Raw genomic sequence first — 19,256 nt, 5'->3', positions numbered from 1 at the left:
TACATTGAATAGAGGAGATGAAGGAAGAAGTGAACGTACCGAGTAATCCCATAACGCTCATGGCGAAAGTATACCGTGATGTGTTTCCGGTTGTACACCATGAGCTAGCGATGTGGAAAGAGCGTGCCTACCATATTCCGAATGATGAGCTTCATAGTCAGGCAATCGCAAGTATTGAGCATAAAACGTTTCATTGCGAAGGCGGTGGCATTTTAGCGCTATTAGCAAATGAACACCGAGAGGAATGTATTCGTTTTATCGTCGCATATCAAACGATTAGTGACTACTTAGATAATTTATGTGATCGCAGTACATCACTTGATCCAAATGATTTTGCCGCACTGCATGAATCGATGTTAATGGCATTATCACCTGAAGTAGAAGGTGGCGGTAATTATTATCGTTATCGTGATGATCAAGATGATGGTGGTTATTTAGATGAACTTGTTGAAACATGCCAAGATGTTTTAAAGAAAACGAAGCACTATGACAAAATTGCTCCTATTCTTCATGAACTTGCTTGTTATTATTGTGATTTGCAAATTCATAAACATGTGAAATTAGAAGAAAGAGAACCACGATTACAAACGTGGTTTGAAGCGCATAAAGAAAACTTACCAGAGATGAGTTGGTTTGAATTTTCAGCATGTGCTGGTTCTACACTTGGAATCTTCTGCCTTGTGGCATATGCCTTTCATGATGAATTACATGATGAAGATATTGCGAAAATTAGACAAGGGTACTTCCCTTACGTACAAGGACTTCATATTTTACTTGATTATTTCATTGATCAAGAAGAAGACCGTATAGGCGGAGATTTAAATTTCTGTAGTTATTACGAAAACGAGCAAGTTATATTAGATCGTATGAAACACTTTGTAGAAGAAGCAGAGAAGAGCATTGGTGATTTGCCTCATGCAAAGTTTCATCGTCTCATAAGCCGAGGGTTACTTGGTATTTATTTATCAGACCAAAAAGTATCAGCACAAAAGAATATGCACAAAATGGCACGGCGCATTGTAAAATACGGTGGTCTCACTTCACGATTCTTCTATTGGAACGGGAAGATGTACCGAAAGAAAACGGCGCAGTGATGAAGAAAACCACTCATGTAGAGTGGTTTTTTTTGTTATAATATGGTAAAGGTGGTGGCGGAAATGAAGAGATTGTTTCAAAAGCTATATGACCATATTGAGGTTATATTACTCGTGCTACTTTCCATTTCATTTGTAACAGGAACGTATATGATGATGAATAAAGCCGGTGGTCCTACAATGATGGATTACGTAGCCCAAGTTATTATTGCATTGATTATTATAGTAGATATTGTCTTTTTAATAAGTGGTAGAAAAAAAGAAAATAGTAAATAAAAAAGCATTTGTACACGAGAGTACAAATGCTTTTTATTATGATCGTATTTTTGAAAATACATATATAAGAAGTTCAATCACAAAAATAGCTAAAACAGATAGTCCGAATAAAGGCATGATAGCGCCTAGTATAACCATCATGATAAAGAAAACGGCTATGCTTTTCTTATCTCTTTGCTTTGGCGGTGCTGCTAATTTTCCTTTCGGCTTTCTTGCTAACCACATTTTTATTCCGTAATAAATGAGAAGTAATAAAGATAATGTCGTTAGTAAGCATAATATTTTATTTGGCCATCCGAATAAATGACCTTCATGAAGCGGGATACCGTAAGTGAACCATTGTGCAAATAAGCCATAATCACGATAGTCCGTTTTTGAAATGAGTTCCCCGCTATATTGATCAAAGTAAGCTGTTATTTCCTCATTTGGTGCAACATGCATACCTGTAATACCAGAACCGCTTGATTTCGAAACGGTGAATACACCTTTCGGATCAGCTGGTAGTGAAAGAACATATGGCTTCTTTATTTCAATTCCTTTTTGTAATTCATCGACAGAAATTGCTTTCGGTTCATTCGAATTCGATTCAGGAGGAGCTTCTTTTCTAGTTGCCCACGGCAATTCTTTTACCTTTGATTCAGGCGGTGCCAGATACAACTTTGGATATCCGATTGATTCATTCGACGCTGCGATTTTATAAATTTGGTTGCCCATAAATCCTGACCACGGCAATCCAGATGCGACTAGCAGAACGAGAGGAATTGTAAATATAATACCGATAAAAGAATGACGTCTTTTTGCTTTTTCTCGCTTATTGGATGCCGGTGTGTTTTTGAACTGGCGAATACTCATATACAACCCAGTCACAATTAAGAAGATTGTCCAACATGCCGCAAGTTCTACAATATAGTTAACGACAGTGCCACCAACTAAAAGAGAACTATGTAATTCACGCATTATATTCGCAAATGTTTCACTTGCATTTTGATCCCCAACAATTTGATTATTGCTATCTAAATACACATACTTTTGTTGTCCAGTATACTCATTTGCAATCGTAAGTCTCGTATTATAATCCCCATTAAACTCACTAATTTTCGCCACACTATAATGTGGATATTTTTTCTCTGTTAAGGAAATAGAATCAGCCATTGAGATAGATTCTGTTTGAGCACTCTTCCCAAAATATAAATCTTTATAGATGAAATCTTCAACTTCCTCCCGAAATAAATACCCAATTCCGCTTAGTGATAACGTAATAAGAAGCGGCGTAATAAAAAGCCCAGCATAAAAATGCCAACGCCAAAAAATGTAATGAAGCGAACGATTTACTTTCATACTTTCAGTTCCCCTAACCTTCCCTATATGAATAACTACTTATTTAATATAGCGAGATTAAGTGTGATTACTTTGAAAGAATTGTGAAGAAAGTTAAAAGTTTTGGGGATTTTTATGGGTGAGACATACAATACGCAATGCAAAGCTTAGTTGAATGAATTAGCTCTTCATTTCCTTTTTGTAGCCTAATTTGAAGTGCCTTTTGAAAATAAGTAAGGGCGGTTTGGAAGTCACCCTCATCTAATTTGCTTTTTCCATAATGTTGGTAGAAAAAATCTTCATAAGCGGGTAAGTCTGGTAGTGTTTGTAGAAGTTTGGCAAAGATTGTATTTGCAGCAGAAAAATTTCTTTCCCAATGATATGTATGTGCGAGACGAAGTTTGTTAATAAAAAGCCCTTGGATGTTGTCTGTTTGTGTGTAATATTCAATGGCCTTCTGTAAGTAATACTTACTGTCAGAAAGGTTGCCAGTGATTCGTTCATAAACACCGATTAATCCGCAGTTTTTCCCATATAATGGTCCTTCATGTAAATCCTCTTTCAAAAATACAATCCCTTGCTTCATTTCAGCAAGGGATAAAGGTTTTTCTCTAAGGTTTTCATCAAACGTGTATCCCATTTCAAAAGGTATATTCATTTGGCCCCCCGTATATTTTCTAAATACATCTTAACAATCGCTTTCGCAAGACATTGAGAGGAATCAACAAAATCCTCACTCGCCACAACATTCAAATCGGTACATGCGATAATGGCAGTATCTACTTCATCTCTCAATTGTAAAACGAGCGCATTCCACAATTCGCGAGCTTCTTCAACCTCTCCAGATTTAATACAAGAAATGATTTGACTAATCATTTCTTGCCATTTTTCATGATGAATGTATTCTATATTACGCTTTGCAATCCCATCTTGGTAAATACCAGCTTGAACAGTTGCTTCTGTTGCGAGAAGAGCGACTCTTTTTACGTTTTTAGGAATTGCTTGTAACGTTTCATCGACTATATTTAAAATCGGGATAGAAAGAGATTGCTGTAATTCTTCAAAATAAAGATGCGCTGTATTACACGGCATAGCGATAAATTCTACGCCAGTACTTTCGAGTTTTTGTGCCCCTTCAATAATCGCTTTTTTCATCGCTTCGTGATCAATAGGGCGATCCATATAAAATGGTGTTGGGCACGAATAAATCATCATATTAGGAAAGTCCATATCATGCTTTGCTCCGTATATTGTTTGGCACTTTGCTACAACTGTATCGACGAATGGACCAGTTGATTTTGGTCCCATTCCTGCTAGTATTCCGATCATTGTTTCGTCTCCTTTAATATGTAATTAAAAACGTTTTTTGCGAACGATAAACAGAAATAAGGTAAATAATAAAAATGAATATACGATAGCCCAAGCTGTGAGCCATAGCGTGTGAGTCAGTATATTATATTTGTATTGTCCAAGCATTAGAAAGCTTTCGACAGGTGGTAAAAACCATAGTAACTCTTTTTTAAACCGGATAGATGCAATCGTTATAAGCAATATAAATGTAAGGCTAAGCCAAGCAGTGCCTGCTTTTTGAATCGTATTTCTAGTAAATAATGTTGCGATTGAAATTCCTAGTATAGAGAAAGACATGTGAGAGAGAAATCCGACTAGAAATAAAGAAACTGTCATTTTCTCATTAAACATTTGCAAAATAATGGGATAGATTACGGATATAAAAGATAATACAGTACAAATGAGAAGAGCCGTAATATATTTACCAACGTATAATGCGGAAATATTATTTGTATGTGAAATAGTGATTTGCTCTTGTACAGGATCTTCGGTATGAAAAATTGTGATTGTAATCCAGGCGGATAATAAATAAAGTGCGAGTGCTGTTTCTAAATATGTCGGTACAATAGGAGTCGGTTTATATGCATATACAAAAAGTAAGCTCATGAAGTACATCGTAATAGGAGGGACGTACTTATACGATTTTGTATAGTCGAGAAAGTGATAACGAATAAGAGCAAACATAATAAACCTTCTTTCGATTTAAAAGTTAGGTTGTAGCAGTGTGATAGATGCTTTTTTATGTAATAAAAACTGAAGTATGTCATTTGTATATTCTTTTTCGATGTGCAATTGAATAAGGTTTTGATTTGAATTGTGTGCAACGTGTATAAAACCGGATTGTTTTTGTAGTTCTATCGCTGAAAATGTTTCGTGAACGATTGCTTCAATATAGACTTGTTCTGCCCCTTTTTGTACAGGGATATTTTCCACAATTGTATGATTTGCTAACGTCACAATTCTATCGGCGAAGTTTTCTAATAGTTGTTTTTCGTGACATGTGAAGAGTATAGATATGCCTTGTTGTTTTAATGAGAGTAAAATATGTTCTAATTCTTGCTGAGAGTTAGGATCGAGCCCAGAAAGCGGTTCGTCTAAAATTAATAAATGGACGTCCGTAAGTAATGCTTGCATAATACCTGTTTTTTGTCTCATGCCTTTTGAAAAGTTTCGTACAACGGAATGCCTTGCATGATGTAAATGGAAAGACTCAAGGAGCATCGGAATTTTATCTTTTACATATTTTGTTGATAAACCGTGAATGTGGCCGAGATGATATAGATAATCCTCTAATGTAAAACGAATTCCTTCAGGAAAATGTTCAGGTACATAGCCGATTTGTATATGTTCTTTTCTTTGAAGTGTCCCTGCTGTAGGTAAAATAAATCCTGCAATTATTTTGAGCAGAGTACTTTTTCCAGTCCCGTTCCCGCCAATAATAGCGAGTGCTTCTCCTTCTGGAATGGATAAATCAATGTTGTCTAGTATAAGTGATTTACCATACTTCTTTTGAATTCCTCTTAGTTCTACTAACAAACTTCTATCCTTCTTTCTTCAAATAGTGTATATATCCATTATATAGGAGAATAACAAAAAGACGTGCAATGAGTGCACGTCTTTTTTTGTTATGTTTTGTCGAACAATCGATATATCCGAGAAATCGTTGATATATTACCCCGCATTAACGGGCAGTAAAACTCCCATCTTAAAATTCGGGTGGAGCAAAGAAGTTAGGTGGGAGATAAACTGCCCATAAATGCCCGATTGGTTCAACTAATAATCAGTGGGGGATTCCCCCCACTGATTAAAGTTTCACTTTATCGTTTCTCAATCGCCACAATAAATGGCGGGTTATTTTGCTGGTTAATGAAGCCATATCGCAGTACGTGAGCTTGTTTTTGGTCTAGTTCTTCGGCAAATTTGAGAACAGCGTCGCGTTCTACTTGTCCTTCTGGATGTCCGTGGTAAATAACAAGGACGATGATACCTTCAGGTGCCATTATTTCTAATAATTGTTCGATTGCTGAAATTGTTGAGTTCGGTTTTGTAACGATATGCTTGTCCCCGCCTGGAAGGTAACCTAAGTTGAAGATAGCGCCTGTTACTTTTCCTTTTGCATCTTCTGGTAGTACGGATAGAAGTGTATCGTGACTATCGTGAACTAAAACAGTACGTTCGAAAAGTTCTTTTTCTTTTAGACGAGTTGTAGAGCTTTCAATTGCCTCTTTTTGAATATCAAATCCAAATACTTTTCCGTTATCGCCAACGATTTCAGCTAGGAAGCAAGTGTCATGACCGTTTCCTAAAGTTGCATCTACAGCGTAATCGCCTTCTTTTACTGCCGTTTGCAAGAGAGTGCGAGCAAACGGTAATACACGTTCTAATTTCATTTTTGTTTCTCCTCATTTGCATATTTTCCTTGCCAGCTTCCGCGGCGTACAAATTCTGCATCGATGGAATTTAATACTTCCCATTTATTTAAGCTCCACATTGGACCAATCATTAAATCCGGTGGACCGTCACCTGTGATACGGTGCACAATTATGTCTTCTGGAATCATTTCAAGCTGGTCAACAACGAGACTTACGTAATCTTCAAGAGAAAGGAATTCTAGTTGTCCTTTTTCATATTGCTTCACCATTGGCGTTCCTTTTAATAAATGAAGTAAATGAATTTTAATTCCTTGTACATCAAGCTTCGCTACTTCACGAGCTGTTTCCATCATCATGTCGTAATCTTCCAGAGGAAGACCGTTAATAATATGAGAACAAACTCGAATGCCGTGCTTACGTAATTTATTTACGCCTTCCACATAAGACGGATAATCGTGAGCGCGATTAATAAGGTTTGCAGTACGTTCATGAACAGTTTGTAGTCCGAGTTCAACCCAAAGATACGTACGTTTATTTAAGTCCGCTAAATATGCAACGACATCGTCCGGTAAACAATCTGGACGAGTTGCGATAGAAAGACCGACAACGTCTTTTTCAGCTAGAAGCGGTTCGAATTTTTCTTTTAACACGTCAAGTGGTGCATGTGTATTTGTGTACGCCTGGAAATAAGCGATACATTTTCCGTCTTTCCACTTTGAGCGCATTTTTTCTTTCATTTCATGATATTGCGTTATAACATCATCGCGGCGATCACCAGCGAAGTCACCAGATCCAGCAGCACTGCAAAATGTACAACCGCCATAAGCAACTGTACCGTCACGGTTCGGACAATCGAAGCCAGCATCTAATGATACTTTAAAGATTTTTTCACCAAATTCATTTCGTAAATGGTAATTCCATGTATGATAACGTTTATTGTCGTTTGTATATGGAAAAGGGTTTTGAACCTTCATTACTTTCCCTCCTAAGCCGAGTCAAAATGAAACAAAATCCATTATAACATACTCATAAGGTTCATATGGAAGGGACACACTAAAGGGGAATTGAAGCAAGGAGGGACAATTATGGCAGAGCGTCAATCACTTGAATCGTATATTACACAAGCGGAACAAGCGTTGGAATATGCGAAAGAACAATTAGACCAAGGTATGAGACAAGAGCATTACAATACGATGGAGTATTCAGATGCGCAGTTGCAATTGGAACAAGCATATAACGATTTACAAACGATGCAACAACATGCGAATGATGAGCAACGTGAGCAGTTAAATAGAGCACGTATGGCAATTCGCCAATTGCAACATCAAATGATTATTACACCGCACTAATAAGGAGTGAATGTAATGGCGAAACGTTCAGATCAAAATAATCCAGAGCAAAAAACGCAAAATGGACATAACGCTGAGTTTTCAAATGAACTTGATCCAGTTGTGCAAGTAAAACAGCGTAACAGTAAAAAAGGACAACCTCAAAAATCGAAGCAATCAGAGTAGACCAGGTCGCAATATGACCTGGTTTTATTTTGCTATATGACAATAATGTAAGATTTCTGTAAGGTTTGTCGATAGTTGTAAGCTTACTTTTCCAGTAGAGTAAGGGAGGATTGAATTTTGGACAAGGAGTTGCTTTATGGGGAACAATATTACAAACAAACGAATTGATGAGTTAGATTATATTCGTGGCTTCGCATTACTGGGGATTATTTTAGTAAATATTCTTGCACTACTTAACATTAAAATTCCAGATCCTAATACAGTGGATGCTAGCTATCAAAGGTTTTTATACTTGTTTGTAGAAGGTCGTTTTTTCTCAATCTTCTCATTCTTATTTGGAGTGGGATTCTATATCTTTATCTCTAGAGCAATTGCAAAGGGCAAAAATGGATATGTTTTATTTTTACGCCGCTTAGTTGCACTATTCATTTTCGGTTTGATTCATCAAATGTTTCAACCCGGAGAGGCATTAGCGTTATATGCAATTTGCGGATTAATCGTTTTACCGTTTTATAAAGCGAAAAAAGAAGTGAACCTAGTACTAGGGCTTATTTTGACAATTACCTTCAGTATAATGGGAGCGAAAGAATTTTTACCGCTAGGTCTAATTTTATTAGGGCTTGCTGCAGGACAATATCGTGTATTTGAAAATCTTGCGCAAAATATAAAGAAAGTCGCTATTTTTACAGGTATTATGTTTGTTTTAAGTGTCATAGCTGTATGGTATCAATATGGGCACGTTCCTGCTGAACCATTTATAAATGGGATAATGGAAACTGAAGATGGAACAATGGATGCTGCAAGCCAATTTTTAAAAATAGGTATTACTGTTGGACCAATTATTTCAGCTTTCTATGTTGGAGCATTAATTTTATTACTTCAATTAAAACCAGTTCAAACATTGTTAGCGCCACTGAAATATTATGGACGTATGGCTTTAACAAATTATATCGGTCAAACTGCAATGATTTTAATCGCAGGAAGTGTATTTAATTTTGCAGGAAATTTAACTTACATGCAGACGTTATACGTATGCATTGCAATTTATGCAATTCAAATTGTGTTTAGTGTGATTTGGATGAAAATCTTTAAAATGGGTCCATTAGAATGGATTTGGCGTGTTATTACGTACTGGACGGTAACGCCTTTAAAGAAATAAAGTGAAACTTTAATCAGTGGGGGTCTTACTGCCCATTAAAGTGGGATAAAGTGAGAAGTGAGCTGTTCCTTTTGTGGAACAGCTCATTTTTATTGTCAGCTTTTGTCGATAAGTCGATATATTTTGAAAATCGCCGATATATTTGGAGTTACGGTCGATATATTTGAAAAATCGCCAATATAATTTCATTTACCGATTCAATATGTCACTAGTAGTAAAAGCCAAGCTTACAAGCAAACCTTTTTTATATTACAAAAGTGTAAGGTAATTGTAATGTTAACAAATAGCAGTTCATCTCCAAAAGGCGCAAAATAGGTAATGGAAAAACAAGCGTAGGAGGATATATATGACGAAACCAGTTGTAGACGTGAAAAACGTTCAAAAAGTGTACGGTAAAAAAGGTGAGAACCAATCACATGCATTAAAAGGTGTATCATTCTCAATTCAAGAGGGTGAGTTTGTTGGGATTATGGGACCATCTGGTTCGGGTAAAACAACATTATTAAATGTAATTTCAACGCTAGATAAAGCAACAGGCGGCGTTGTTGAAATCGCAGGAACGGATATTACAAAAATGAAGCAAGGTGAGCTGTCAGATTTCCGTTCACAAAAGTTAGGATTCATCTTCCAAGACTTTAACTTATTAGAGAACTTATCTATTTATGAAAACATCGCACTTCCATTATCTCTGCAAGGTGTCTCATCACGTAATATTGGACCGAAAGTAGAAAAGGTAGCTGATATGTTAGGCATTTCGGCAATACTTCAAAAATATCCATCTGAAGTATCTGGTGGACAGAAACAACGTTCAGCAGCAGCACGTGCTTTAGTGCATGAGCCAGCAATTATTTTAGGGGACGAGCCAACAGGAGCGCTTGATTCTAAAAATGCAGCGAGCTTACTTGATGCGATGACAAACTTAAATCAAGAGCAAGGTGTATCTATTATGATGGTTACACATGATCCGTATAGTGCAAGTTACTGTCAACGTATTTTATTCATTCAAGATGGTGAGCTATATAAAGAAATTCACCGTGGCGGTACGCGTGAAGAGTTCTATAAAGAAATTTTAGATGTACTTGCAGATTTAGGTACACAAAAAGCATAAGGAAGGAGGTTCAGGCATGTTATTTAAGCTTTCTATGTCAGGATTAAAAAGTAAGCTGAAGGACTATATTGTCTTACTTGTTGGTCTTGTCATGTCCATTTCAATTTTTTATATGTTCCAAACATTAGCGTTAAACGAAGCTTTCCTTAAAGAAAATTCTACTATTGGCCAAATTGGATTTGTATTCCAAGCAGGTTCATTTTTACTAGCCATTATAACGTTCTTCTATATTTTATATGCGAACTCTTTCTTATTATCTCTTCGTCAAAAAGAGTTTGGTATGTATATGATGTTAGGAGCAAAAAAGCATAAAGTTACATTACTTATGTTTATCGAAACAATCGTATTAGGTGCTGCGTCTCTTGCGATTGGTCTTATAGTTGGTGTAGGACTTGCAGAGGGTATCGGACAGTTGTTAATGAATCAATTAGAATTTACTGGTAAAGGATATAAAGCATTTTATTTACCATCAATGACTGTTACTTGCATCTTCTTCTTTGCACTATTTGTATTATCAGCAATTATGAACAGTATTAAGTTATCACGTATTTCTGTACTGCAACTTGTACATGCAGACGCACAAACAGAACGTGTTGCAGTAAAAGGAAAAATGACAGGTTTAGTTGCCTTCCTTGCGGTTATTTTGTTAGGAATGGGCTATGCATCAATGATTTACATGGAAAAACTAAGAGAAATGGGAATCATTATTGCATTAATTACCACAACAGCTGGTACTTACATGCTATTTGGATCACTTCTCCCGGTTATTATTAAAAAGTTAAAAAGTAATAAAAAGCGTAGTGAAAAAGGACTTAACGCTTTTACATTTGCGCAATTAAATTTCCGTATTAATAGTTTAACGAAGGTGCTTGCGACGGTAGCAATGTTAGTTGCGCTCGGAGCTGGTGCAATTTCAGGCGGTATGGCGTTTAAAAATAACGTTATAAAAATGGTTGATGGATTTGAAATTTATGATTCAGTAGTTCATAATCCAACGGCTGAAGAAAAGAAAATTTTAAATGGTATTACATTTAAAGAGAAAAATGAATATCGTTACAAAATCGATGATAAATACGTTTACTATGTAAAAGAGGATTTAGAGAAAAATCGTCCTGTAATAAGAGATATGGAAAATATGAAGTCGATGAAGGATGGCGTGAAAACGAAAAAAGTCTCAGAGGAACTACCAGTAGGTGCAGTTGCTAGAGAAATGAATGAAAAAGATGCGAATGCGAAAGAACTTCCACAAGAATGGGACGAGGCTTTCAGAACAATCCAACCATTCTATGTACATCAGGATCATGCAATTAAAATTGTAAATCAAAAAATGTACGATGAGATAAATGGTAAAGAAGGTATAGCATTTATCGGAAAAGTAGATGATTTCTTAACATATGAAAAAGAATGGAAAAAAATTGACGAGTTGCAACTAGATAAATATAAAAATGTAAAAGCTGAACAAATGAATAGTAAACATCAAATGTATGACATGTTCTACGGCTTTGCGAGCGGAACAGTATTTATGGGATTCTTCCTTGGAATTGCTTTCTTAGCAATGATGGCAAGTTGTCTCATGTTTAAAATTCTTTCAGGTGCATCAAAAGATATTACGCGTTATCAAATGCTTCGTAAAATCGGTGTGCGCCGTGAATTATTAACGAAATCGATTTATAAAGAGTTATTCTTAGTATTCTTATTCCCAGCAATTGTAGGTATTGCTCACGTATTAGTCGGTATGAATATTTTCGGATTTATTTTAATCGATCCGTACTTCCGTATTTGGGTACCAATCGTAATTTTCGTAGTTATTTACACGATTTATTACGTCATTACCGTTCAATTGTATAAAGGAATTGTTCTTCCGAAAGAAGATTAGTAAAAAACCGAGCGAAACTGCTCGGTTTTTATTATTTTCAGAAAAAAACACTTTAATGTTACTGAAATATATAATATAATATAAGTAAGTAACATAATATAGAAGTAGAAGCAGCTGGAAAATGAAAGGAGGAATCCGATCTGGAGAAAGAGGCTGAACTTGTATCCCCCTATTATTCCTACCCCTACTGTATTTGCACAATTATAAATTTCCAAACCTAAAAGTATATTGTAAAAATAATGGATAATACATGGAAATCTCATAGCGTGATAAGGTAAAATGGACAACATGATGAGAAAATTACCGTTCATAAGATGAGGAGAATACATGTATGGAAGTTGTAGAGGCATTAAAAGATATAAGCCAAATTGAGGCTATGAAAAAGTATTTAAAAGAGCACTCACAGCGAGATTATCTTTTATTTGTTATTGGAATTAACACAGGATTAAAGATTACTGAGCTACTTAGTATGAAATTTGAAGAGGTATTACATGAAGATGGAACTGTTAAAGAGTTTTATTCTCTTCCTGTGAAAGATGAAAAGTTTAAACAAGATATTTATTTAAATACAAAAGTAAAAGAAGCACTTTTAGAGTATGTACAATCTATTGATGTGAAAAGAGAAAACTACGTATTTCAATCGAATAAAACGAAAAATTCAATTACGCGTCAACAAGCGTATCGTGTAATTCATAATGCTGCTGAAGCGGTTGGGATTGTTGGAAAGATTGGAACGAACTCAATGAGAAAAACATTTGGATTTCACGCGTATAAAAGGGGAATAGCAATTGCGCTATTGCAAAAGCATTTCCATCACGCGACACCTTCAGAGACATTAAAGTATTTGGGAATCTCAAAAGATGAAGAATTTAAAACAGAGATTGATGTAGATTTGTAAAAGCCGTAACTAAAAAACTTTAGGAGGCGGGAATTATGAATATTAGAGAGAGTGAACTACCGGGCATTGGATGTAAGTTTGAAGTAATTACAAAAGGCAATGAAAAGCTGGTTATTGTAATTCATGATGATGGCCGAAGAGAAATGTATCATTTTGATGCGGATCATGATGAGAGTATTTCAAGCATTTCTCTTCGTGATTCTGAAGCGAGACAAATTGCGGCTATATTAGGCGGAATGGTATATAGACCACAAGCGTTAGACACGATTGAGATGGCTTTTGAAGGATTATCAATTGAATGGTTTAAGGTGGAAAATCATGCACCAGTCGTACAAAAAACAATTGGTAGCTTACATGTCAGAAAAACATATAACGTAACGATTATTGCTATTTTAAAAAAGAATATGAAGAAATTCTTTAATCCAGGTCCAGACTCTATTATTGAAGCTGGCGATATGCTCGTGTTATCGGGTGAAAGACATGAAGTGAAAAGAATTATTAATGAATTGCTTTCATCAGGAGGTGATTCATAATCGATGGATACTTTAATCTTTGAAGTTGGAACTGCGTTAGTATTAGTAGCTTTTGCAGCTATCCTCGCTGCGAAGTTAAAGTTCTCGATTATTCCGTTTCTCATTATACTCGGTATGTTAGTGGGGCCTCATGCCCCCGATTTAGGACTTATCGATTTAAGGTTTATTGAAAGCGGAGAAGTTATTTCCTTCCTCGGCCGTGTTGGCGTCATATTCCTCCTATTCTATTTAGGCTTAGAATTCTCAATAAAAAAATTAATTAAATCAGGAAAATCAATTGCTTTTGGGGGGACTGTCCACATATCACTTAATTTCATATTAGGTTTGCTTTATGGCTATGTGATGGGCTTCCCCCTATTAGAGACGTTAATTATTGCTGGAATCATTACAATTTCATCGAGTGCAATTGTTGCAAAAGTAATTGTTGATTTAAGAAGATCTGGTAATAAAGAGACTGAATTAATATTAGGAATCATCATGTTTGATGATATTTTTTTAGCTGTATATTTATCAGTCGTTTCAGGGTTAGTACTCGGTGGTGCCACATCATTTGTAGGTGCTCTTACATCGGTGTTAATCGCAGTAGGGTATATGCTACTATTCTTTGTAATCGCTAGAAAAGCTACGCCGTTCTTAAATAAAATATTAGATATTTCCTCAAATGAAATTTTTATTATCGTAATATTCGCTATTTTATTCTTCGTAGCAGGATTTTCCGAAACGATTCATGTCGCTGAGGCAATTGGAGCGTTATTGTTAGGACTCGTCTTTTCTGAAACAGAGCATAGCGATCGAATTGAGAAGCTCGTCGTCCCATTCCGTGATTTCTTTGGAGCCATATTCTTTTTCAGCTTCGGTTTAAGCATAGACCCGTTTTCGCTTGGAGGAGCAGTCTGGTTGGCATTAGGAGCAGTTTTCATTACTCTAATCTGCAATTTTACTGCTGGAATGATTGCAGGACGTAAAGCCGGGTTATCCCATAAGGCTTCTACGAATATAGGTTTAACACTCGTATCACGCGGGGAATTTTCTATTATTGTAGCGAATATCGGCATTGCCGGTGGCTTAATGGCAGCGATTAAACCGTTCTCTGCTTTATATGTTTTAATATTGGCATCGTTAGGACCGTTATTAACGAAAGAGTCTGGGAGAATATACTCTCTATTAGATAAGGTGTTTAAATGGAGTGCGAAAGAACGTGCAAAGCGAGAAAAGGAAGTTGGATAGTATAAATAAGGGGAGGCTGCATGAACTTCATGTAATCTCCTCTTTTTTTTATTGTTACTGCTGTCGTTTTTTGTCGGTAAGTCAATATATCTTAATAGTCGCTGATATATTTCGAGAATCGCCGATATATTTTCAAACAGCAATCATATAATTTCATTTACCGACAAACCATTATCTGAATTTCATCAACTATTAATCAGTTGCCTTCCTATTTAAAAACGACTACAATTTTACTGTTATATATATGAACGAAAAAAATAGAATAGGAGGGGAGACTATGCCAAGGAAAGTATGGCTATTAGTAGCTGGGATGATTATTAATGTCACGGGTGCTTCTTTTTTATGGCCTTTTAATACAATTTATTTGCATGATCACCTAGGAAAATCTTTATCTGTGGCCGGAATGGTATTAATGATCAACTCGCTTACTGGTGTAATCGGAAACTTGCTCGGCGGTGTTTTATTTGATAAATGGGGCGGTTATAAATCAACTTTAGTAGGAATTGTGATTACACTCGTATCGATTTTAGGTCTTGTGTTCTTCCACGGTTGGCCTTTATACGTTGTGTGGCTAGCGTTAATCGGTTTTGGTTCTGGAATGGTCTTCCCATCGATGTACGCGATGGTTGGTACGGTTTGGCCAGAGGGCGGAAGACGAGCATTTAATGCGATGTATGTTGGACAAAATGTTGGGATTGCAATCGGAACAGCATGTGGTGGATTAGTTGCATCGTATCGTTTTGACTATATTTTCTTAGCAAACTTTATTTTATACTTTGTTTTCTTTCTGATTGCTTTTATTGGATTCCGTGGTATGGAAGACAAAAAAGAGCCAGGAGTGCAAAAAGAAACCGAAATGAAAAAAGGTTGGTCGCTTACACCTGGATTCAAAGCACTTCTTATCGTATGTGTAGCATATGCTTTATGCTGGGTTACATACGTACAGTGGCAAGGGGCGATCGCAACACATATGCAAGAATTAAACATTAGCCTTCGTCACTATAGTTTATTATGGACGATAAACGGAGCGATGATCGTTTGTGCACAGCCACTAGTTAGTATGCTAATTCGCTGGATGAAACGTTCTTTAAAACAACAAATTATAATCGGAATCATCATTTTTGCGGCGTCATTCATTGTATTAAGTCAAGCGCAGCAATTTACGATGTTCCTTGTTGCGATGGTAACACTAACAATTGGTGAGTTATTCGTATGGCCAGCAGTTCCAACGATTGCAAATATACTTGCGCCAAAAGATAAGTTAGGGTTTTATCAAGGTGTTGTAAATAGTGCAGCGACTGTAGGGAAAATGTTCGGGCCAGTCGTTGGCGGAGCAATTGTTGATTTATATAATATGGAAGTATTGTTTATAGCAATCATGGTAATGCTTGTAGTAGCGCTTATCGCAACGAGTATGTATGATAAACGAGTAAAAGTAGAAGAAACAGTTGAAGAAAAAATTGCAGTTTAGTTTGACGGAACATGTTCACATGTTTTAGAATATATTTAAATAAAACAACCTTTAGAACAAGGGAGATAGCTCGGCTGTCTTAAGACGAATTCGTTAGTTATTAAAAGTAACGATTAACCGAGAAGCCCCGCTTTAAGTAAGCTCTTTAGAGATACTAAGCGAAGGGTAGTTCACTTAACTCATATTTGTAATAACAGTGAGAAGGAGTAGTAGTAATAGAAGCTGGTTTAGAGAGTTGACGGTCGGTGCAAGTCAATCCACGTTTCGTTATGAACTCGCCTTTGAGTTGCAGTTGTGAAACTAATAGTAGCAATTGCCGTTAATCCACGTTACGGATCTAAGCGAATGTATATTTTTACATTAATTTAGGGTGGTACCGCGGGAATCTATAACCTCTCGTCCCTTTCTAGGGATGAGAGGTTTTTTGTATTTTGGGCGGTGAAAATAAATAGAATTTCAAGGAGGGTATCTCATGAGCTTTAATCATCAAGAAATTGAGAAGAAGTGGCAAGGGTACTGGGAAGAGAATAAAACATTCCGTACGCCAGATGAGACAGAAAAACCAAAATTTTATGCACTAGATATGTTCCCATATCCATCAGGTGCAGGCTTACACGTAGGACATCCGGAAGGTTATACAGCGACAGATATTTTATCTCGTATGAAGCGTATGCAAGGATATAACGTTCTTCATCCAATGGGATGGGATGCATTCGGTCTTCCAGCAGAGCAATATGCACTTGATACTGGAAACAGCCCAGCTGAATTTACAGAGCATAATATTAATACATTCCGTAACCAAATTAAATCATTAGGTTTCTCTTACGATTGGGACCGTGAAGTAAATACAACAGATCCAAACTACTACAAGTGGACACAATGGATCTTCCTAAAACTATTTGAAAAAGGCTTAGCTTACGTTGATGAAGTACCTGTAAACTGGTGCCCAGCACTTGGTACAGTACTTGCAAACGAAGAAATCATTGACGGTAAGAGTGAGCGCGGTGGACATCCAGTTGAGCGTCGTCCGATGAGACAGTGGATGTTAAAAATTACAGCTTACGGAGATCGTCTATTAGAAGATCTAGATGAGCTTGATTGGCCAGAAAGCTTAAAAGATATGCAACGTAACTGGATTGGTCGTTCTGAAGGTGCCGAAGTACACTTCAACATCGATGGTACAGACGAGAAGTTCACAGTTTTCACAACGCGTCCTGATACATTATTCGGTGCAAGCTACTGCGTACTTGCTCCGGAACATGCACTTGTTGCTGATATTACAACTGCTGAACAAAAAGAAGCTGTAGAAGCTTACATTAATTCTGTAAAAATGAAGAGTGATTTAGAGCGTACAGAACTTGCGAAAGAGAAAACTGGTGTATTCACTGGTGCTTACGCAGTTAACCCAGTAAATGGTGAGAAGTTACCAATCTGGATCGCTGATTACGTTCTTGCAACTTACGGAACAGGTGCTGTAATGGCAGTTCCAGCTCATGATGAGCGTGACTATGAATTCGCATCAACGTTCAATCTTCCAATGAAGGAAGTTGTAAAAGGCGGAGACATTACGAAAGAAGCATACACAGGTGATGGTGCACACGTAAACTCAGCATTCCTTGATGGTTTAAATAAAGAAGAAGCAATCGCAAAAATGATTGAATGGCTTGAAGTAACGAGCGCAGGAAATCAAAAAGTAACGTACCGTCTACGTGACTGGTTATTCAGCCGTCAACGTTACTGGGGCGAGCCAATTCCAGTAATCCACTGGGAAGATGGCACAATGACAGCTGTGAAAGAAGAAGAATTACCATTAGTTCTTCCGAAAACAGAAAACATCCGTCCTTCAGGTACAGGTGAATCACCACTTGCTAACATTGACGAGTGGGTAAATGTTGTTGATCCTGAAACTGGTAAAAAAGGTCGTCGTGAAACAAACACAATGCCACAATGGGCTGGTAGCTGCTGGTACTACCTACGTTACATCGATCCAAACAATAGCGAAGCACTTGTAGATCCTGAAAAAGTAAAACAATGGCTTCCAGTTGATATTTATATCGGCGGAGCAGAACACGCTGTACTTCACTTACTATATGCTCGTTTCTGGCATAAAGTATTATACGATATTGGTGTAGTTCCAACGAAAGAGCCGTTCCAACAATTATTCAACCAAGGTATGATTCTAGGTGAAAACAACGAGAAAATGAGTAAATCAAAAGGTAACGTTGTAAACCCTGATGATATCGTAGCAAGCCACGGGGCAGATACACTTCGTCTATACGAAATGTTCATGGGACCATTAGATGCTTCAATTGCTTGGTCTGAAAATGGTCTTGACGGAGCTCGTCGTTTCCTAGACCGCGTATGGCGTCTATTCGTTCAAGATAACGGTGAATTAAGTGAGAAAATTACTGATGCACCAAATAAAGAGCTTGAAAAAGCTTACCATCAAACAGTGAAGAAAGTAACAGAAGACTATGCAGAGCTTCGCTTTAACACAGCGATTTCTCAAATGATGGTATTCATCAACGATGCATACAAAGCTGAAACACTTCCGAAAGAATATGTAGAAGGATTCGTAAAAATGATTGCACCAGTTGCACCTCACATTGGGGAAGAGCTATGGAGCAAACTTGGATACAATGAAACAATCACATATGCAAGCTGGCCAACATTTGATGAGTCTAAACTTGTAGAAGATGAAGTTGAAATCGTTGTTCAAGTTATGGGTAAAGTTCGCGCAAAACTAACAATGAGTAAAGACGCATCAAAAGAAGAAATGGAACAACTTGCACTTGAAGCAATTAAGGACCAAATTGAAGGTAAAACAGTTCGTAAAGTAATTGTAGTTCCTGGAAAACTTGTTAATGTTGTTGCAAACTAATTCATTCTAAATAAAAGCTCAGAGTATGTATACTCTGAGCTTTTTTGTGTAGAAAATAATCTCTGGATCACCTTAGTGTAAGTTTTCAATTATTCCATTACGTACAAATAAAAGAGCGGAATTCCCATACAGACAAACACCTATTTTTCTATAGGAAATATGATAGAAAAGGTAGGCTAA

The 19,256-nt window shown here is 36.8% G+C and carries 19 protein-coding genes and 1 other annotated feature; of the genes, 12 read left to right on the top strand and 7 right to left on the bottom strand.

Annotated features, from left to right (window positions below; translation table 11 throughout):
• Window positions 1–29 precede the first annotated feature (29 nt).
• Together EKQ63_RS25325 and EKQ63_RS25320 are read left to right on the top strand one after the other, a co-directional pair.
• Window positions 30–1,094, top strand: a complete 1,065-nt coding sequence (locus EKQ63_RS25325) for a tetraprenyl-beta-curcumene synthase family protein (protein ID WP_001102457.1) — start codon at window positions 30–32, stop codon at window positions 1,092–1,094.
• Between the two features lie 42 nt (window positions 1,095–1,136).
• The gene (locus EKQ63_RS25320) at window positions 1,137–1,370 is read left to right on the top strand and encodes a hypothetical protein (protein WP_140421175.1); all 234 of its coding nucleotides are present in this window, start codon (window positions 1,137–1,139) and stop codon (window positions 1,368–1,370) included.
• 36 nt (window positions 1,371–1,406) lie between these two features.
• On the opposite strand, the gene EKQ63_RS25315 is transcribed toward EKQ63_RS25320, so the two are convergent.
• The 7 genes from EKQ63_RS25315 to EKQ63_RS25275 all read right to left on the bottom strand — a co-directional run bounded on the left by EKQ63_RS25315 (window position 1,407) and on the right by EKQ63_RS25275 (window position 7,383).
• On the bottom strand, window positions 1,407–2,708 hold the full coding sequence (locus EKQ63_RS25315; RefSeq protein ID WP_143881609.1) for a PepSY-associated TM helix domain-containing protein: 1,302 nt from the start codon (window positions 2,706–2,708) through the stop codon (window positions 1,407–1,409).
• Window positions 2,709–2,820: 112 nt separating this feature from the next.
• Window positions 2,821–3,345: a tetratricopeptide repeat protein gene (locus EKQ63_RS25305; protein WP_087995852.1), complete on the bottom strand. Its 525-nt coding sequence runs from the start codon at window positions 3,343–3,345 to the stop codon at window positions 2,821–2,823.
• A complete protein-coding gene (locus EKQ63_RS25300) occupies window positions 3,342–4,016 on the bottom strand; it encodes an aspartate/glutamate racemase family protein (protein WP_143881608.1) in 675 nt (224 codons plus the stop codon). Before EKQ63_RS25300 ends, EKQ63_RS25305 begins: the two co-directional genes overlap by 4 nt.
• 24 nt (window positions 4,017–4,040) lie before the next feature.
• Window positions 4,041–4,721 carry an ABC transporter permease gene (locus EKQ63_RS25295; RefSeq protein WP_087995854.1) on the bottom strand — a complete coding sequence of 227 codons (681 nt, stop codon included), beginning with the start codon at window positions 4,719–4,721 and terminating at the stop codon, window positions 4,041–4,043.
• Window positions 4,722–4,739: 18 nt separating this feature from the next.
• Window positions 4,740–5,573 (bottom strand): ABC transporter ATP-binding protein, encoded by an 834-nt coding sequence (locus tag EKQ63_RS25290; protein ID WP_087995856.1) that lies wholly within the window; start codon window positions 5,571–5,573, stop codon window positions 4,740–4,742.
• 281 nt (window positions 5,574–5,854) lie between these two features.
• Complete coding sequence (locus EKQ63_RS25280; protein WP_087954037.1) at window positions 5,855–6,427, bottom strand: tRNA 5-(aminomethyl)-2-thiouridylate-methyltransferase MnmM; 573 nt, start codon at window positions 6,425–6,427, stop codon at window positions 5,855–5,857.
• On the bottom strand, window positions 6,424–7,383 hold the full coding sequence (locus tag EKQ63_RS25275; protein WP_087954038.1) for a tRNA modification radical SAM protein MnmL/YtqA: 960 nt from the start codon (window positions 7,381–7,383) through the stop codon (window positions 6,424–6,426). Before EKQ63_RS25275 ends, EKQ63_RS25280 begins: the two co-directional genes overlap by 4 nt.
• A gap of 111 nt (window positions 7,384–7,494) precedes the next feature.
• On the opposite strand from EKQ63_RS25275, the gene EKQ63_RS25270 reads away from it, so the two are divergent.
• From EKQ63_RS25270 to leuS, 10 genes are all read left to right on the top strand, one after another.
• Window positions 7,495–7,758, top strand: a complete 264-nt coding sequence (locus EKQ63_RS25270) for a YtzC family protein (protein WP_143881607.1) — start codon at window positions 7,495–7,497, stop codon at window positions 7,756–7,758.
• Between the two features lie 15 nt (window positions 7,759–7,773).
• Window positions 7,774–7,923 carry a hypothetical protein gene (locus EKQ63_RS25265; RefSeq protein WP_001129344.1) on the top strand — a complete coding sequence of 50 codons (150 nt, stop codon included), beginning with the start codon at window positions 7,774–7,776 and terminating at the stop codon, window positions 7,921–7,923.
• 136 nt (window positions 7,924–8,059) lie between these two features.
• On the top strand, window positions 8,060–9,082 hold the full coding sequence (locus EKQ63_RS25260; RefSeq protein ID WP_087954039.1) for a DUF418 domain-containing protein: 1,023 nt from the start codon (window positions 8,060–8,062) through the stop codon (window positions 9,080–9,082).
• Between the two features lie 346 nt (window positions 9,083–9,428).
• Window positions 9,429–10,190, top strand: a complete 762-nt coding sequence (locus EKQ63_RS25255) for an ABC transporter ATP-binding protein (RefSeq protein ID WP_029440190.1) — start codon at window positions 9,429–9,431, stop codon at window positions 10,188–10,190.
• Window positions 10,191–10,206: 16 nt separating this feature from the next.
• Window positions 10,207–12,066, top strand: coding sequence for an FtsX-like permease family protein (locus EKQ63_RS25250; RefSeq protein WP_087995859.1), 1,860 nt, complete (start codon window positions 10,207–10,209; stop codon window positions 12,064–12,066).
• A 331-nt stretch (window positions 12,067–12,397) separates the two neighbouring features.
• Window positions 12,398–12,964 carry a tyrosine-type recombinase/integrase gene (locus EKQ63_RS25240; protein WP_000454216.1) on the top strand — a complete coding sequence of 189 codons (567 nt, stop codon included), beginning with the start codon at window positions 12,398–12,400 and terminating at the stop codon, window positions 12,962–12,964.
• Window positions 12,965–12,999: 35 nt separating this feature from the next.
• Window positions 13,000–13,497 (top strand): cation:proton antiporter regulatory subunit, encoded by a 498-nt coding sequence (locus EKQ63_RS25235; protein WP_074620071.1) that lies wholly within the window; start codon window positions 13,000–13,002, stop codon window positions 13,495–13,497.
• Between the two features lie 3 nt (window positions 13,498–13,500).
• Window positions 13,501–14,724, top strand: coding sequence for a cation:proton antiporter (locus tag EKQ63_RS25230; protein WP_143881606.1), 1,224 nt, complete (start codon window positions 13,501–13,503; stop codon window positions 14,722–14,724).
• Between the two features lie 277 nt (window positions 14,725–15,001).
• On the top strand, window positions 15,002–16,195 hold the full coding sequence (locus tag EKQ63_RS25225; RefSeq protein ID WP_087954041.1) for an MDR family MFS transporter: 1,194 nt from the start codon (window positions 15,002–15,004) through the stop codon (window positions 16,193–16,195).
• Window positions 16,196–16,382: 187 nt separating this feature from the next.
• Window positions 16,383–16,602: a binding site (T-box leader), on the top strand.
• A 65-nt stretch (window positions 16,603–16,667) separates the two neighbouring features.
• Complete coding sequence (gene leuS, locus EKQ63_RS25220; RefSeq protein WP_087995861.1) at window positions 16,668–19,076, top strand: leucine--tRNA ligase; 2,409 nt, start codon at window positions 16,668–16,670, stop codon at window positions 19,074–19,076.
• The last annotated feature ends 180 nt before the right edge of the window (window positions 19,077–19,256 follow it).

Source organism: Bacillus sp. BD59S (genome assembly GCF_007363175.1).
GTDB classification, from domain to species: Bacteria; Bacillota; Bacilli; order Bacillales; family Bacillaceae_G; genus Bacillus_A; species Bacillus_A pacificus.
Note: the sequence above shows the minus strand (reverse complement) of the source record. Positions and strands in the feature narration are given on the sequence as shown.

Bases quoted from the DNA above. Each gene is read 5' to 3' on its own strand.
- EKQ63_RS25315 (WP_143881609.1), bottom strand. From the start codon at position 2,708: ATGAAAGTAAATCGTTCGCTTCATTACATTTTTTGGCGTTGGCATTTT.
- EKQ63_RS25225 (WP_087954041.1), top strand. From the start codon at position 15,002: ATGCCAAGGAAAGTATGGCTATTAGTAGCTGGGATGATTATTAATGTC.
- EKQ63_RS25260 (WP_087954039.1), top strand. From the start codon at position 8,060: ATGGGGAACAATATTACAAACAAACGAATTGATGAGTTAGATTATATT.
- EKQ63_RS25230 (WP_143881606.1), top strand. From the start codon at position 13,501: ATGGATACTTTAATCTTTGAAGTTGGAACTGCGTTAGTATTAGTAGCT.
- leuS (WP_087995861.1), top strand. From the start codon at position 16,668: ATGAGCTTTAATCATCAAGAAATTGAGAAGAAGTGGCAAGGGTACTGG.
- EKQ63_RS25295 (WP_087995854.1), bottom strand. From the start codon at position 4,721: ATGTTTGCTCTTATTCGTTATCACTTTCTCGACTATACAAAATCGTAT.
- EKQ63_RS25240 (WP_000454216.1), top strand. From the start codon at position 12,398: ATGGAAGTTGTAGAGGCATTAAAAGATATAAGCCAAATTGAGGCTATG.
- EKQ63_RS25280 (WP_087954037.1), bottom strand. From the start codon at position 6,427: ATGAAATTAGAACGTGTATTACCGTTTGCTCGCACTCTCTTGCAAACG.
- EKQ63_RS25305 (WP_087995852.1), bottom strand. From the start codon at position 3,345: ATGAATATACCTTTTGAAATGGGATACACGTTTGATGAAAACCTTAGA.
- EKQ63_RS25255 (WP_029440190.1), top strand. From the start codon at position 9,429: ATGACGAAACCAGTTGTAGACGTGAAAAACGTTCAAAAAGTGTACGGT.
- EKQ63_RS25250 (WP_087995859.1), top strand. From the start codon at position 10,207: ATGTTATTTAAGCTTTCTATGTCAGGATTAAAAAGTAAGCTGAAGGAC.
- EKQ63_RS25320 (WP_140421175.1), top strand. From the start codon at position 1,137: ATGGTAAAGGTGGTGGCGGAAATGAAGAGATTGTTTCAAAAGCTATAT.
- EKQ63_RS25235 (WP_074620071.1), top strand. From the start codon at position 13,000: ATGAATATTAGAGAGAGTGAACTACCGGGCATTGGATGTAAGTTTGAA.
- EKQ63_RS25275 (WP_087954038.1), bottom strand. From the start codon at position 7,383: ATGAAGGTTCAAAACCCTTTTCCATATACAAACGACAATAAACGTTAT.
- EKQ63_RS25270 (WP_143881607.1), top strand. From the start codon at position 7,495: ATGGCAGAGCGTCAATCACTTGAATCGTATATTACACAAGCGGAACAA.
- EKQ63_RS25265 (WP_001129344.1), top strand. From the start codon at position 7,774: ATGGCGAAACGTTCAGATCAAAATAATCCAGAGCAAAAAACGCAAAAT.
- EKQ63_RS25300 (WP_143881608.1), bottom strand. From the start codon at position 4,016: ATGATCGGAATACTAGCAGGAATGGGACCAAAATCAACTGGTCCATTC.